Consider the following 15,295-nt stretch of genomic DNA (forward strand, 5'->3'; position numbering starts at 1 on the left):
GGTAACGCTTAGGAAGACGCTTCAAGCAATTCGGTACCAGCATGTGGCGTTTCATCAAAATTGCGTTATGTCTTTTCGTCACGGTTGTTCCTTTCACAGTGAAGTGTTTGCGCGTGCGTTTAGCTCCATTGCGACAACCATACCGATCTGTAAAGAAACAGTTCACCTCTGCAGGAATTTAAAACTTCCTACAATTTCCCTCATGAATACGGCAACTTGCAAAGAAAGAAAAAATATCTACGTATTATATAAAAGCTTGATCTCAATCACATAGATATGTCACGATGCCTAAAATGTTACGAATCCGTAACCTTTATAAGAAAATTTTGCGGAGGATTCTTTGGACTCTTTTGAGATGATGGATATTTCTGTTTTTCAGACCATTTTAGCAAGCATGGGAGAGGGGCTGGTTTTTGCTGATCAGGATGACACGATCCGCTTCATCAATGCCGCAGCCGAAAAGATCCGCGGTATCCGCGCGCACAAATTTCTTGGTCGACAACTTTTGGATATGCACACCCCGCGAGCCAGAGCGCCCCTATCCCAATTGTTAATCAAGTTGAAGAAAGGCGAACTTAATCATTCCACGCGTACGATTCGAGTGAAAAAAAAATTCTTTGAAAATACCTACTACCCAATCCGTAATAGCTCTGGAGTTTATACCGGCACTTTGATGGTCAGCCGAGATGTCACTGAAAAAAGCCAACTAAAAGATGAAAACGAGAAATTACGTCGCCAGCTTCTGGCCGGAGAGGGCCTTGCCGGAATGATGGGCAAAAGCGCTGCAATGAAAACCGTCTTCAAGACCATTTTGGCGACAGCCAAACTTGATTCTACCATGTTAATTACCGGCGAAAGTGGTACCGGCAAAGAACTGGTTGCCCGGGCGTTACATGAATTAAGCACCAGAAAAAACGGACCCATGATTAACATCAACTGTGCCGCGCTTCCAGAGAACCTCCTTGAGGCAGAACTCTTCGGCTATGAAAAAGGCTCGTTTACTGGAGCAGGTCAGGCGCGTTCTGGTAAATTTGAACAAGCCGATGGTGGCACCCTCTTTCTGGATGAAATTGGCGAAATGTCCTTGTCCGCCCAAACAAAACTACTGCGGGTGTTACAAGAAAAGAAGGTGCAACGGATCGGGGGAGAAAAAGAGATCCGTATCAATGTTCGTATTGTTGCGGCCACCAACAGAGATTTGCGTGAAGAGATGGAAAAAGGCCATTTCAGAGAGGATTTGTTTTTCCGACTCAATGTCATACCGGTTCAACTACCACCGCTTCGGGAACGACGTGAAGATATTTTGCCGCTAGCCAATCTTTTTCTCGCTAAATTCTCCACCGCGATGCATAAACCCCTGAAAAAGATGCGTAAAGAAACCATCCAGGCACTTTTGCGCTACCCTTTCCCTGGCAACATCCGTGAACTTGAAAATGTTTTAGAACGCGCAGTAGCGCTTTGTCAGGATGGCGACCTCGCTCCTGAAGATTTACCGGATGAAATCACGCGGACCGCCGCCACTGTTTCACAGGGGGCAGCCCTTATGGACGAGGGACTGACAGTGACTATGCAACACCTAGAACAGCAGATCGTTAGCGACGCTATACGCCGAGCGAACGGCAGAAAAAATGAGGCGGCAAAGCTGTTAAAAATATCGCGAAAAACATTGTGGGAAAAACTGAAAAAATGGCAAGAAACGTAACGATCTCCACCCACCACGTTACGTTATCGTAACATTCCACAACCAGCAACAGACTCAACCTTTCCTCAACCGCAAGAAAAAAAACGTTTAATTTTCAACAACATTCCTTACCGACCTTAGTTTTGGCACGCCCTATGCCAGAGGGACCGACAACAGAATCAAGCTGCACGTGGAGAGAACCACCACGTTTGCTGTCACCCTTGCCCATCAAGAAAGGTCCGGAAGCATGCCTAAGAAACATTTTTTCAGTGCCAGATTACGCGTATCGCTATTCCTTTTGTTTCTGCTCTCTGCCATCATGATTGCTGTGAATGGCAACACAATAACGTCAGCCCATAATGCTCGTGGAATTCCAACAAAAGGCCTAACAACTATTGAGCTTGGGAAAACCTACCCAGCACAATATGAGTCTTGGAAAGCGACAGCCGAGCCAACGCCTGCGGACAAAAGTAAATATAAGCGTGGCTATGACACAGACGGCATCCTTTACAGCAAAATTGATGAGTACCCCTACTTGGCTTTGTTACTGAATGGCTGGGGGTACGGAGCTGAATTTACCGAACCACGTGGGCATGTGTACATGATTGAAGACCAAGTGGATATTGAGCCAACCCGTCTCAAAGCAGGAGGCTCGTGTTTAAGCTGTAAAACACCATATGCCCAAGATTTGCAGACTGAATTGGGTGAGGACTACTTCAAAAAATCGTATGCTGAATTACGTGATGATATCCCGGCTCAAGACCAATTATTGGGAGTGACTTGTGTTGATTGTCATAACACGGACGATCTGTCTCTCAAAATCTCTCGCGGTTTTACTCTGGGCAAAGCCCTGCCCCAGATTGGAAAGCAACCATCCGATTTATCCAATCAGGATAAACGGACTCTAGTGTGTGCACAGTGTCACGTCACCTACACCATGCCGAAAAATGCGCAAATGAAGACAACAGATGTTCTTTTCCCATGGTCCGGGAGCCAGTGGGGAAACATCAGTGTTGAAAACATTATTGCCACGATCAAATCCGATCCCACCTATAAAGAGTGGACACAAAGCGTGACGGGATTCAAACTCGGCTTTGTGCGTCACCCGGAGTTTGAATTTTTCTCCAAAGACAGTCCACACTGGCAAGCGGGTTTATCCTGTGCAGACTGCCACATGCCGAGTACAGGTGCAGCGGACCAAACAATTTCCGACCATCGGATCATGAGTCCGTTAAAAAACGACCTAACAGCTTGTGCGGCCTGTCACACTGAAGACCCCAATAGCCTGCGGGAGATGGTTTTTGCCATTCAGGACAACACGGCAACGGCAATGATCAACACAGGCTACGCCCTGGCTGGGGTGGCAAAGCTTTTTGAGCTGGCTCATCACAGCTCCGCAGCAGGAACCATTACCACCACTTCTTTCTATCAGCAGGCAAAAGAGGCCTATGAACAGGCTTTTTACCGCTTGATGTTTATCCAAAATGAAAACTCCACCGGATTTCACAACCCGGCGGAAGCTACTCGCATCCTGAACGATACCGAAAAGTACACAAATACTGCAGAACGCTTACTCCGTGAGGCCATCATCACATCAGGAATAACGATTCCAGAGATTGTTGATTTGGAGTTGGACCAGTACCTGTATAACCGTGGAAATAAGAAACTGAACTTCAACCCCGACATGGAAATTGTACTGCCACAGACACCTCATTATCCCGATAGCCTGTCGGAAGAGCCCCATCAAATAACACATCCGTCTGCGAACGCTGCATTGCCACAGTAAAAAAACTAAGACACCTAATTTTAGAAAAGGTATCCCCACGTCGTTGGGGATACCTCACGAATTGACACGATTAGGTTTGGATATAAGATTCTTTGGGGAGAGCTTGAATAAACTGTCCGCCATCATCCATATGTAATTTTTTTGATTTGTATCAATTTCTTCTTTTTCTATTTGCGTCATAGTGGCCTCAAGAAACGCCGATGAAGGATAACACGTAACAACAAAACGTATCCTTAACACTCAATCAAACCAGGAGAGAATCACATGAGTATGTTTTGTTTTCAATGTCAGGAAGCCGCGAAAGGAACCGGTTGCACCATCGCCGGCGTCTGCGGAAAAAAAGAGGACACCGCAGGACTGCAGGACCTATTAGTCTACAACTTGAAGGGTTTGGCCGTTGTCGCTGAAGAGGCAAAATCACAGAACAAACTGGACGAGTCCATCGGCTTGTTCATCTGCCAAGCCCTGTTCGCCACCATTACCAACGCCAACTTTGACAACCAACGGATTAAAGAACTCATCAAGACCACTATTGCCAAACGTGACACCCTGAAGCTGTCCACTGGCTTCAATAGTAATGAAGACGTTGTCAACTGGAGCGGTGTTGAATCCGAGTACACTGCCAAAGCCGCCCAGGTCGGTGTTTTGTCACAGCCAAACGAAGACGTGCGCTCATTACGTGAATTACTTATTTACGGCCTGAAGGGCATGGCCGCCTACACGGATCATGCGGCGATGTTGGGTTTCCAGAATAACGATATTTATGAATTCATGATTTCAGCACTGGCCGGCACAACACGCGAGCTAAGTGTCGAAGAAATGATTGGCCAGGTTCTTAAATGCGGAGAAGTAGCCGTGACAGCCATGGCCTTACTGGACGAAGCCAACACGTCAACCTATGGCAATCCGGAGATCACCAAGGTCAATATCGGGGTGCGCAACAACCCCGGCATTCTCATTTCCGGCCACGACCTTAAAGACATGGAAGAGCTGCTTAAGCAGACCGAAGGTACCGGCGTTGATGTCTATACGCACAGTGAGATGCTGCCGGCAAACTACTATCCAGAATTCAAGAAATACGATCACTTTGTCGGTAACTATGGCAATGCCTGGTGGCAGCAGGACAAGGAGTTCACTTCTTTCAACGGACCGATTCTGATGACAACCAACTGCATCACTCCGGTCAAGGACGCCTACCGAGACCGGATCTACACCACCGGCATGGCCGGCTGGCCTGGAGTCACCCATATCGCGGAACGCCCTGATGGTGGCAACAAAGATTTCTCCGAGATCATCGAGAAAGCGAAAAGCTGTCCGGCTCCGGTGGAGATTGAAACCGGGGAAATTGTCGGAGGGTTTGCTCACGCCCAGGTCATGGCTCTGGCAGACAAAGTTGTTGACGCGGTTAAATCGGGAGCCATCAAGCGTTTTGTCGTCATGGCGGGATGTGATGGTCGCCATACCAGCCGCAGCTATTTTACCGAAGTTGCCCAAGAGCTACCACAAGACGCGGTTATCCTAACCGCCGGGTGTGCAAAATACCGTTACAACAAGCTTGATCTCGGGGATATTGGCGGCATTCCCCGTGTGCTTGATGCCGGTCAGTGCAATGACTCATACTCTCTGGCCTACATCGCACTGAAGCTTAAAGAGGTCTTCGAACTCGACGACATCAATGACCTGCCCATTTCCTATGACATCGCCTGGTATGAACAAAAAGCCGTCGTCGTGTTGCTGGCGCTGCTTCATCTCGGTGTGAAACACATCCGCCTCGGACCGACATTGCCAGCATTCCTGTCGCCCAATGTCGCCAAGGTGTTGGTCGAAAATTTTGATATCAAGCCGATCGGTGAAGTTAAAACCGATGTCGCCGCGATCATGGCTGGAAAATGAAACTTAAGCGAACATAGTTAACATAAATCTTGATTAAGCGGGCAGCCTAGGTTGCCCGCTTAATCAAGATATTGGTAGCACCCATTGGATTATTTTTTAGAAACAACCCACAACGAACTAAATATCGTTATAAAAAGACAGAATGTATAGCCTTCCAGTTATCTTCTCAGACCTGCTTTTCATTCCGTGAGATAGCAGTAGGTCCTCTAAACTATCGCGAGGCGACCGACTCGGCGCTTTGATCCTCCGCCACCCGTCCTGTGTATTCGGTAATGCCATTTAATCCGCCACCCATTGCTTGGCAAAAAACAACAGTGTTAACCAATCGTTTTGCCTGGACTTTAGTCAAATCGAGCTCAGTTTGAAGCCGTTGCTGCTGTGCGATAAGCAAATCGTAATAGCTTACAGTTCCAAGCTTATACCGGCGCTGTGTCGACTCTAGGGACTTCCCTGAAGCGGAATCAGCGACAGAAAGAGCCTCCAGCCTTTTTGAATCATTCTCCAATGCCCTCAGTACATCAGCTACGTTGCGAAGAGCTTCCAGAACAACGGATTGGTAGTTTGCCGCAGCCGCATCGAAAGCGGCGAGAGCTGCTCTCTTTTCAGCGGGCAAGCCTGGATTGAACAGGGGTTGTGTCAGCTGCCCCACCAGACTCCAAACAGCAGAACCGCCGCCGAACAACGCACCGGTCGTCAGTGCCTGCGATCCAAGATCGGCACTAAGGTTGAGTTGGGGATATAGTTTCGATATTGCGACCCCGTATTCTGCATTAGAGGCATGCAGCAACGCTTCAGCACCGAGAATATCCGGCCTTGCACGCACCAGTTCAGAGGGGATTAACAATGGCAACTCCGGCGGCAAGGTGAAATCCTCCAAGGTAAACGACGGCAACAAACTCTCTCCTGGAGCTTTACCCACAAGAACGGCCAAAAAATGTTCGTTTTGTTGAAGTTGATAACGTAACGGCGGCAGTTTGGCGCGCGTTTGCTCCAACTGTGTCTGCAGGGCTAACGCATCGTCCGGTTCTCCATGACCAAGACGAATGCGTTCCCGGGTTAGTTCGAGTTGGTTTTCCTGCGACTTCAAGATGTTTTCTATAATTTCAGTCTGCCTTTTCAGGCTTGCCTGAGTGATGGCCGTTGTGACGATATTTGCCACCAATGTCAAACGAGCACCTTCCAATTGAAACTGCTGATAATCGCTCCGGGCAGCCAGAGCTTCCAACGCCCTACGATTTCCCCCGGCCAGATCAAATGTATAGCGAACACCCACGCCAGCGTTGTAGAGACTGAATTCCCGTGCTTCTCCGGTTTGTCCTAATGTTCCAGGATTGAAGCGTTGGCGCTGGCCACCCAAGTTGCCCTCTAATTGTGGATAAAGCGTCGAACCAGCCCTCGCCGCGTAAAGTTCCTGAGCCTGACGCAAATTAGCCTCTGCCGCCATCAGGGTTGGATTACGTTCCAGGGCCTCGCTGATGAGCATGTCTAGTTTGTCGGCACCCATCGCTCGCCACCAATGTTTTGTTAGTCGTTCTGCCTTAATAATGTTTTGTGGATCACCCAGCGTGGTGGGGGAGGAATTCAAACTTGTAGCCAGCGGGGTGGGAGTATAACCAATCACATCAGGGGGTGCCGGGCGCTGGAAGTCAGGCCCAACAGCACATCCTGTCAACGTCAGAAGACACATTCCTATCAGAGCATAATGAACAACCATATTATTATTTCCCATAAAAATGCTCCTTGAAGGTTTTTCTAAAACTCTGGTGACAAGCGAGACAACTTTTTTGGAGTGTTGCGAACTGTGCTATCACCCCTTTACCGTCTTTTCTCATGGCGATTTCTTCTAATTCCTTTGCGGCTTGATGTGTCTGCTTGTCAAAACTTTTGAAGTTGCTCACATTGGAACCTGCAAAACCTAAAATGCGCATCTTCTCTGCTATCGGCGGCTGTGGATGATTGGCAATCTGAGGCGCAGTTCCCGCCACCTGTTCCCAGTCCTCTCTGTAAATGGCATCAATCACTATCTGCATGCTATTGCTCAATTCCTGCATGATATTTCTCAGCGAGAGCGCTTTGACTGCACTATCGTTCTCTTCGGCCCACGTTGCAGAACTGATTGCGGTTAAAATAGTCATGAGTACAACCAATGCGACTCGTTTAAGCCAGACGTCTTTTGTCATTTTGAATACCTTTCTGTATTGATCTCATTCGAAACCACGTCCTTCGCCTTCTTCTTCATAGGTTACCCCGTCACGGATGTGATATATGCGTTTGAAGGTGGGAATGATTTTTTCATCGTGGGTGACGACAATAATGGCGGTCTCGAATTTTTTGGCCATATCGTTCAAGATCCGGATTACGGCCAGGGCGCGCTCACTATCAAGCGGAGCGGTCGGTTCATCGGCCAGTATTACCGGGGGACGATTCACCAAGCCACGTGCAATAGCCACTCGTTGCTGTTCTCCACCAGAGAGTTGAGATGGCATGGCCTTGGCGCGATGCTCCACATCAAGCGCTTTAAACAATCCTATTGCCCGTTTACGCGCCTCGGCATTTGGCATTCCCGCCAACATGGGCAGAAGGGCTACGTTGTCGGTGACATCGAGGAAAGGAATCAGATAAGGTGCTTGGAATACAAAGCCTATCCGGTCCCGCCGCAAGGCACGAAGATCTTTGACCTTCCAGCCGTCATCATATATGACGTCATCTCCGAGTATCATTTTTCCGGCGGTCGGCTCGATCACCGCTCCCAAACATTTAAGGAGCGTGGTTTTGCCAGATCCAGAAGGACCTATCAGTCCAACGACCTCGCCCGGCGCAACGTGCATGTCGACGGTCTTTAGGGCATCAACGGCGGTATCGCCACTTCCATAACGTTTTTTTAACCCCTGGATACGAATACCTTTAGCAGTCATGTCAGCCCCCTATGGCTTCGGCCGGATCGACTCTGAGCGCGGCACGAATGGCGATAATGCTCGACAGTACGCAGATCATAACCACGGCGATAAAACCCATAACGGAGTCGAGTGGTTGCAGCAGCACATATTTGGGAAAGATTGGCGCCATCAATAACGTTGCCGAAATCTTACCCACCACAAAGCCGATCAAACCTAAAGCGATGGACTGTTGCATGATCAAACCGACAATGGTGCGATTTTTAGTGCCGATCAGTTTCAAGACAGCAATTTCACGAATTTTCCCGAGTGTCAGGGTGTAGATGATGAAGGCCACAATGGCGGAGCTGACAATCGAAAGGATCACCAGAAACATGAAGATCTGTCTGGCGGAGGTCGCGATCAGCTTACCAACCAAAATCTCCTCCATCTGGCTGCGGGTATAGACGGTTAAGCGCTTCCAGCGGCGGATCGACTCAGCGACTTCTTCCGGGGCATGACCTGGTTCAACCCGCACCAAAACCGCATTGACATATGGGTTGGTGCCTTGCGAAGCAATAACCGCATCGAGCAAACCTGGCACTCCGGGCCGGTTGAAAGCAGGGTTTTCGGCCGTGCGTCGACGCTGCTCTCGGATGGCGTCATTATCCTTGAGAAACTGTGCTTCCTGGGCATCTTTAAGAGGAATGAACACCATTGGGTCGCCATTGGAAGAGACCATCCTTCTGGTCAGGCCGACTATAGTATAGTGATTGCGGCGGATCTGGATACGGTCGCCAAGTTTAAATCCGGAAGCGATGTCGGCGACGGCCTCGTAATGGCTCCGAGTAATCTGGCGACCCGCGACTAGATAGGGCGGCCACCCGGGTGTCCCAGGTTCTCCAGAAGTGACGCCAGTGACCATGGCACGTACGTCACCATCTTGTTTGCTCACCTGCATGGTGAGATAAGTGATGTTCGCTGCCCGCTCCACTCCCGGCATGCCTTGCATCCCTCGCCAGATATCATCGTAGAGACTTGATGACTCAGCGTAAGGACCAAGAGTGTCCTTCTGTACAACCCAGAGATCAGCACCGCTATTGTCGAGCAACACTTTGGCATCATCCACCATGCCACGATAAATTCCTGCCATAGACAGTGTGATGCCAATGAGTAGCCCAAGACCTATACCGGTAAAGACAAACTTACCCCAGGAGTGCAAGATGTCGCGTCCTGCCAAGCTGATCATTGCGTCACCCCGGGGATATGGTCAACGACGTGAATTCGGCTATGCTCATTCAGGGCGTTTTCGCTGTAGGCCACAACTTGGTCACCAACCTTGAGCCCTTCTCGTATTTGAACACGACCCTCCAAATCGGCAATCCCCAGTGAAACTGCTGTAAAGTGAAGATCGCCATTAGTGACCTGCCACACGCCCAATTTGCTACCTATATGATGGATAGCGGCATTTGGGACAACCGGTGTTGCCGCAAGAGTCGGTAAGGTAATCGTGATTTCGGCCAATTCACCGACAGGTGGCAACGGATCAGGGATTTGATCAAAGACAACCTTGGCTAGTGTTTCCTCCGTTACCGCGTCTGCCAGGGGTTCGACTCTCAGTACTCGTCCAGCCTGCAGCTCACCTGCCTGCGAACGTAATGTGATCTGGGCTGATAAGCCTGCTGCGAGACCTCGCGCACGAATTTGATCGAAACGGACATTGACCCACAGAGTACTCGGGTCGATCAGCTCCACGACAGACTGACCTGCAACCACGGTGGTTCCCGGATCGGCATCACGCGAAACGACCAAGCTGTCAACTGGCGCAATCAGAGACAAATTATTGCGCTGCGCCTCTAACGCCTCTCGTTCCGCTCGTACACGAGATAGTTCCTCTCGTGCCGCAGTCAGCCCTGCTTTCGCAACCAACAGATCTTGTTGTTTAGTGGCTACCACTTCCTCACTTGAGGAACGCACTTTAAGTAACTGCTCGTAGCGTAAAGCCTGTGTCTGCGCATAATCCTTACGCGCCTGCGCTTCCTTTAATTGAGCGTTTGCTCGTTTCAACGTGGCATCCTGAGCCCTGAGACGTTCATCAAGATCCACCGGGTCCATTTCGCCAAGCACTTGCCCGGCCTTGACACGTTCACCTACGTGTACGTCCAAACGTATGACCCGCCCCGCAAACGTTGGGCCAATTTTGTAGGTGTAACGAGCCTCAATGGTTCCGATGCCAAATAGTTTCGGTGAGATGCTCTTGTTCTCGACCGTGGTCAATACAACCGATACCGGAGCAAGTGGCCCCGAACGCAAGGCCACATAGACAAAAAGCGCAAGCAGAGGAACAAGTACAGCTATAAGGGCCAATGTACGTTTTTGGAAAGGCAATCTTTTCATGATACGCTCCCGATACCCCGTTGATATATTGCAAAAACTTTCGGTGCATCGCGACGCATATGGCTAACATCTCCAGCTATCAATGATTGCATGACCAATCCTTGAATAGTTCCGATGAAAAGCGTAGCCGCAGCCTCATTATCAAGCCTTACATCAAATTCACCAGAGACCTTTCCTTGTTCAAATAAACGGTTGAGACGCTCCCCATAACGACGGATGAGTGCATGCACCATTCGTTTGGGTACGGTTTCTTCAGAGCGTTGTAATTCACCAAACAACATACGAGGAATACCGGGATGCTCTATTATAAAGTCCACATGCGCCATAAACATACTTTCGAGTGCGGCAAGAGGAGAGGGCTTTTCATAAACTGCTTTTTCGATACGTGACATCAATCGTTCGCTCACCCATTCCATAACAGCCTGTAAGATGGCATCCTTGTTTGAAAAATGACGAAAAAGTGCCCCCTGAGTCACCCCCATTCGTTTAGCTATGGAAGCCGTAGTAATTTCGCTCGGATTCTGCTCTCCCGCCAACTCGATTACCGCCTCTACCGTCACCGCCCGTCGTTCCTCAGCCGGAAGATATTTGCTTGATAAATTCATATAGCCCTCCAAAGAAAGATAGTAATCAATTACTATCTTTGCTCTGCAAAAACGATTAGTCAACTAATTTATAAAAGTGGTCAGCGCCATAGACTAAACAATCAGCGCCGCCAGCCTGGCTATTAAACTAGCTGCTCGTCCCATTAGAAGTATGTTTGCATAGCATGGAAGCATCCACTTTCCGCAGACAAAAGTGCCATTGCTATCGTGTTTTACACCTTCTCTTGCTCGTGAAAAAAAACAATATTGTTGCCATTGAAGTGGTGCGGAATTTAACGTTGGTTTGGCTCTAGCACATAAATTTTAAGACTGTCGAGGTATTCTTTGGTGGTAATTTTTTTCTGTTTAAGGATGTTTCTTGTAATGAACGGAAGTTGTCCTTAATAGGATTCTACCGATTGAGACAATTAGGAAGATGGGGGCTCAGGTCAGAAAAAAGCTGGCCTTAAAAGTAAACATCCCGGATCATCACCGTTTCAAGGGCGGGAGCGGACTACTGGGATACTGCATGTGGAAAGTAGAAAATACGGATAATAGCGTCAATCCTTTTCTTTCAATCAAAAAGTTAACTGTAGTTGCACTTAGACATGTCAATCCCAAGAAGCTAACAAAAATCAAACGTGCTTGAAAAAAACGTGCGATCAGATAATATTTGGGCATGATTGCGAATAACGATTCACAAAAAACAACCCCTCTTACCAAGCGCCTTGCCACAGCTATCAGACGTGAACAGATTGCTGAAACGTCTTTAAAGTTGATCAGCCTGCATGGACTGGAAGCTTTAAATATCGTGGCTATAGCAGAAGATATCGGACTTGCTCCTTCTGCGATCTATCGCCATTTCTCCGGCAAAGAAGAAATCCTTGAGTCTGTTAGCGGCTTACTTCAAGACCGCCTTTTAGGCAATGTCAGGAGGGTTTGTGCAGAAACAGACGATCCGCTCAAACGTTTGCACCTGTTATTACAGTCTCATCTCAACCTTGTGCTCAAGGGCAGCGGCATTCCTCGTTATGTGTTTGCCACGGGCTCGGAAGGTGTTCAATCGACAAGAAAGTTACGGCTCTTTAAAGCTGTTGAACTCTACTTAAAAAAAGTCGCGACTCTTTTTTATGATGGACAACAAGTGGGGAAAATTCGTCCTGAACTGGATCCTGACGTCTTGTCCTACATGTATCTTGGCCTCATTCAACCAGGAATTCTTCTGCAACAGATGAGTGATGGAGAGTTTGACATAGAATCTCACGTTGAAGCAGCTTGGGAGATATTTTCCAAGACAATTTCGGTTACTTCACAAAGCGGTCAACCAAGGCCCTAAGGAAACACTATGGATTTGTAAACAAAGTACAATATAAAATTTTTTACATTTTATGTGAACTTAAATTCACAACTTGTCTAAAAAGTTCTGCCGCTATCTTGCATATTTAAAAAGATGAGATAGCGTTTACTTTCAACCAAAGGAGGCTGTCTATGGATAATCGTTTAACGTTTTTACTCATCTGTACCACTCTGTTGATGACTGCTGGAGTAGCTTTTGCTGGAGATCTCTGTATTGATTGCCACAGCAAAACATCTCCCGGCCAAGTTGCCGACTGGCAAGCAAGTCAACATTCACACGTCGGCGTCACTTGTGACACCTGCCATGGAGATGCGCACACCTCTGCTGACGACTACAAAAATGCTGTACTGCCCGATGAAGCGGTCTGTGCACAGTGCCACGAAGAACAGTTCACCTCGTTCTCACATGGCAAACACAACTATGGCTGGACCGTATTGAATGCCATTCCGGCAACTCACATGGCCCCAGATGAACTGATTGAAGGGGGCCGCGGCTGTGGCGGTTGTCATAACATGGGGATCAAGAGTGAAGAGCAAAAGGCTGACCAATTGGCCAAAGGCTATCGCTATCAGAACAATTCTTGCGACGAATGTCATACCCGTCATGCCTTTTCCCTGAAAGAAGCCCAGAACCCTAAAGCCTGCCAGCAATGTCACATGGGATACGACCATCCACAGTGGGAAATGTGGTCGAGCTCGAAACATGGTGCGCGTTACTTTGCCAAAAAAGATGGAGATCTTCCTGAAGGGGCAGCGGCACCAACATGCCAGGACTGCCACTTACCCGATGGCACCCATGAAAATCATACTGCTTGGGGATTCCTCGGTGTTCGCTTACCGTTGCCGGAAGACCCACAGGCCGCAGCTGATCGCGTTACAATCCTCAAAGCCCTCGGCGTTTTACATCCCGAGACGGGTGAACCGACAGCCGTTTTTGATGCCGTCAAGGCTGTCGACATGGCACGACTGGATCAAGCTTCATGGGAAAAAGAACGCAACAAGATGCTCGATACCTGCACTAAATGCCATTCCCGCACCTACGCCAAAGAGCAGCTTGACATGGGTGATGCAATTTTGACAAAAGCGGATCGCCTCATGGCCGATGCAATTGAAACGGTGGCGGCTCTTTACAAAGACGGGATTATCAAGAAGCCTGAAGGTTACCCCTACAATTATCCGTTCATTCTCGCATTAATGCATACCAACGGTGCCAACTGGAATGAGAAACTTGATGAGCTTTCCTACATTGATCAGGTTCTTCTGCAGATGTATTTCAAGCATCGTATGCGCGCTTATCAAGCCTTCTTCCATGTCAATCCGGATTATGCCTATTGGTACGGCTGGAACATGATGACTCAGGATTTAGGTGAGATAAAACATCTGGCTCAACAACTGCGTGCTGACCAGCAGAAGTAAATGACAAAAGAATTAGGCCGCCCCATTCAGGGGCGGCCATCACATATTCAACACTCAAGAGGCAGGCAATAATAGTCGATTAAGTTGGGCAGGTGATACAACCGCACTCAGGAGAGGTTTATGAATCCGCGCAAAATTAAAGACGATATTTACTGGATGGGGTATATCGATTGGGAAGCACGCCTCTTTGATGAGCTTATCCCCCTGCCAGATGGAACTAGTTACAATGCTTACCTTATTGCAGGCAGCAAAAAGACAGCTCTGATAGACAGCGTAGAGTCAGAGTTTTTCTCAGACCTTGAGGCTCAGCTCAAGGATGTTACCAAGCTTGATTATCTAGTATCATTGCATGCTGAACAAGATCACTCCGGCAGCATTCCTAAAATCCTGGCTAAATATCCCGAAGCCAAACTAGTAACGAGCCCCAAGGCTAAAGGGATACTCATGGATATACTCGATATCGCCGCAGACGCCATTATCACTGTCGCAGACGGAGAAATCCTCTGCCTGGGGGATAAAACGCTGGAGTTCATCCATACCCCATGGGTGCATTGGCCAGAAACCATGGTGGCCTACCTTCAAGAGGATAAGATTCTCTTCAGCTGCGACTTTTTCGGCTCCCATATTGCGACGACTGAGCTATTCGCCAGTGATGAAGCGCGTGTTTACGAAGCGGCAAAACGCTACTACGCCGAAGTCATGATGCCTTTTGGCAATAGCATCAAAAAGCATCTACAAAAACTTGCACCTTATGCAATTGACATCATCGCTCCCAGCCACGGTCCACTGCATAAACGACCATCTTTTATCATTGATGCCCATAAAGACTGGGTCGATGGACAACTGAAAAATGTGGTCATTTTGCCCTACGTTTCCATGCACAAAAGCACTAAAAAAATGGTAGACCACCTCACCGCCATGCTTACTGAGCAGGGTGTTCGCGTCGAGCTGTTTAACTTATCAGTTACCGACATTGGCAAACTGGCGATAGCTTTAGTCGATGCTGGAACAATCGTTGTTGGCACCCCAACGGTGCTTGCCGGCCCCCATCCCGCCGCCGCTTACTGCGCCTTTTTAGCCAACGCCTTACGTCCGCGAAGCAAATATTTATCGATTATCGGCTCCTATGGTTGGGGCGGTAAAACAGTAGAAGTGTTGGCTGGAATGGTTCCCAACCTCAAAGTCGAAATTATTGAACCGGTACAGGTAAAAGGGTTTCCAACCGAGGAGGATCTTGCCGCCCTTGAGACTTTGGCGAAAACGATAGCGGCTAAACACAAAGAGCAGGGCTTTGTCTAATCTGTGTACA

General features: G+C 48.4%; 12 protein-coding genes. 6 read left to right on the forward strand and 6 right to left on the reverse strand.

Translation table 11 applies throughout. The features are described 5' to 3' along the window. Positions 1-340: 340 nt before the first annotated feature. The 3 genes from DACE_RS01725 to hcp all read left to right on the forward strand — a co-directional run bounded on the left by DACE_RS01725 (position 341) and on the right by hcp (position 5,360). A complete protein-coding gene (locus tag DACE_RS01725) occupies positions 341-1,702 on the forward strand; it encodes a sigma-54 interaction domain-containing protein (protein ID WP_040365892.1) in 1,362 nt (453 codons plus the stop codon). A 226-nt stretch (positions 1,703-1,928) separates the two neighbouring features. Then, entirely contained in the window at positions 1,929-3,467 is a 1,539-nt protein-coding gene (locus DACE_RS01730; RefSeq protein WP_005997843.1) for an ammonia-forming cytochrome c nitrite reductase subunit c552, read from the forward strand. 264 nt (positions 3,468-3,731) lie between these two features. Continuing rightward, positions 3,732-5,360 carry a hydroxylamine reductase gene (gene hcp, locus DACE_RS01735; RefSeq protein WP_005997844.1) on the forward strand — a complete coding sequence of 543 codons (1,629 nt, stop codon included), beginning with the start codon at positions 3,732-3,734 and terminating at the stop codon, positions 5,358-5,360. A 211-nt stretch (positions 5,361-5,571) separates the two neighbouring features. On the opposite strand, the gene DACE_RS01740 is transcribed toward hcp, so the two are convergent. Genes DACE_RS01740 through DACE_RS01765 form a run of 6 tightly spaced genes read right to left on the reverse strand, consistent with a single transcriptional unit; the run spans position 5,572 to position 11,235 of the window. After that, positions 5,572-7,089, reverse strand: coding sequence for an efflux transporter outer membrane subunit (locus DACE_RS01740; protein WP_040365893.1), 1,518 nt, complete (start codon positions 7,087-7,089; stop codon positions 5,572-5,574). Next, the gene (locus DACE_RS01745; RefSeq protein WP_005997846.1) at positions 7,079-7,540 is read right to left on the reverse strand and encodes a cytochrome c; all 462 of its coding nucleotides are present in this window, start codon (positions 7,538-7,540) and stop codon (positions 7,079-7,081) included. Before DACE_RS01745 ends, DACE_RS01740 begins: the two co-directional genes overlap by 11 nt. A 24-nt stretch (positions 7,541-7,564) precedes the next feature. Next, positions 7,565-8,275: an ABC transporter ATP-binding protein gene (locus tag DACE_RS01750; protein ID WP_005997848.1), complete on the reverse strand. Its 711-nt coding sequence runs from the start codon at positions 8,273-8,275 to the stop codon at positions 7,565-7,567. A 1-nt stretch (position 8,276) separates the two neighbouring features. After that, a complete protein-coding gene (locus DACE_RS01755; protein WP_005997850.1) occupies positions 8,277-9,482 on the reverse strand; it encodes an ABC transporter permease in 1,206 nt (401 codons plus the stop codon). Then, positions 9,479-10,630, reverse strand: coding sequence for an efflux RND transporter periplasmic adaptor subunit (locus DACE_RS01760; RefSeq protein WP_005997852.1), 1,152 nt, complete (start codon positions 10,628-10,630; stop codon positions 9,479-9,481). Before DACE_RS01760 ends, DACE_RS01755 begins: the two co-directional genes overlap by 4 nt. Then, positions 10,627-11,235 (reverse strand): TetR/AcrR family transcriptional regulator, encoded by a 609-nt coding sequence (locus DACE_RS01765; RefSeq protein WP_005997854.1) that lies wholly within the window; start codon positions 11,233-11,235, stop codon positions 10,627-10,629. The genes DACE_RS01760 and DACE_RS01765 overlap by 4 nt, the downstream gene beginning before the upstream one ends. 658 nt (positions 11,236-11,893) lie before the next feature. Between DACE_RS01765 and DACE_RS01775 the strand changes: the two genes are divergently transcribed. The 3 genes from DACE_RS01775 (at position 11,894) to DACE_RS01785 (ending at position 15,285) form a co-directional block, all read left to right on the forward strand. After that, complete coding sequence (locus DACE_RS01775) at positions 11,894-12,550, forward strand: TetR/AcrR family transcriptional regulator (protein WP_005997855.1); 657 nt, start codon at positions 11,894-11,896, stop codon at positions 12,548-12,550. A gap of 152 nt (positions 12,551-12,702) precedes the next feature. Further along, entirely contained in the window at positions 12,703-13,986 is a 1,284-nt protein-coding gene (locus DACE_RS01780; protein WP_005997856.1) for a multiheme c-type cytochrome, read from the forward strand. Positions 13,987-14,106: 120 nt separating this feature from the next. After that, positions 14,107-15,285 (forward strand): FprA family A-type flavoprotein, encoded by a 1,179-nt coding sequence (locus tag DACE_RS01785; RefSeq protein WP_005997857.1) that lies wholly within the window; start codon positions 14,107-14,109, stop codon positions 15,283-15,285. Positions 15,286-15,295 lie beyond the last annotated feature (10 nt).

This window comes from Desulfuromonas acetoxidans DSM 684 (genome assembly GCF_000167355.1).
In the GTDB taxonomy this organism is placed as follows: Bacteria; Desulfobacterota; Desulfuromonadia; order Desulfuromonadales; family Desulfuromonadaceae; genus Desulfuromonas; species Desulfuromonas acetoxidans.

Coding starts and splice junctions, on each gene's coding strand:
- DACE_RS01730 (WP_005997843.1), top strand. CDS start 1,929: ATGCCTAAGAAACATTTTTTCAGTGCCAGATTACGCGTATCGCTATTC.
- hcp (WP_005997844.1), top strand. CDS start 3,732: ATGAGTATGTTTTGTTTTCAATGTCAGGAAGCCGCGAAAGGAACCGGT.
- DACE_RS01740 (WP_040365893.1), bottom strand. CDS start 7,089: ATGGGAAATAATAATATGGTTGTTCATTATGCTCTGATAGGAATGTGT.
- DACE_RS01745 (WP_005997846.1), bottom strand. CDS start 7,540: ATGACAAAAGACGTCTGGCTTAAACGAGTCGCATTGGTTGTACTCATG.
- DACE_RS01750 (WP_005997848.1), bottom strand. CDS start 8,275: ATGACTGCTAAAGGTATTCGTATCCAGGGGTTAAAAAAACGTTATGGA.
- DACE_RS01755 (WP_005997850.1), bottom strand. CDS start 9,482: ATGATCAGCTTGGCAGGACGCGACATCTTGCACTCCTGGGGTAAGTTT.
- DACE_RS01760 (WP_005997852.1), bottom strand. CDS start 10,630: ATGAAAAGATTGCCTTTCCAAAAACGTACATTGGCCCTTATAGCTGTA.
- DACE_RS01765 (WP_005997854.1), bottom strand. CDS start 11,235: ATGAATTTATCAAGCAAATATCTTCCGGCTGAGGAACGACGGGCGGTG.
- DACE_RS01775 (WP_005997855.1), top strand. CDS start 11,894: ATGATTGCGAATAACGATTCACAAAAAACAACCCCTCTTACCAAGCGC.
- DACE_RS01780 (WP_005997856.1), top strand. CDS start 12,703: ATGGATAATCGTTTAACGTTTTTACTCATCTGTACCACTCTGTTGATG.
- DACE_RS01785 (WP_005997857.1), top strand. CDS start 14,107: ATGAATCCGCGCAAAATTAAAGACGATATTTACTGGATGGGGTATATC.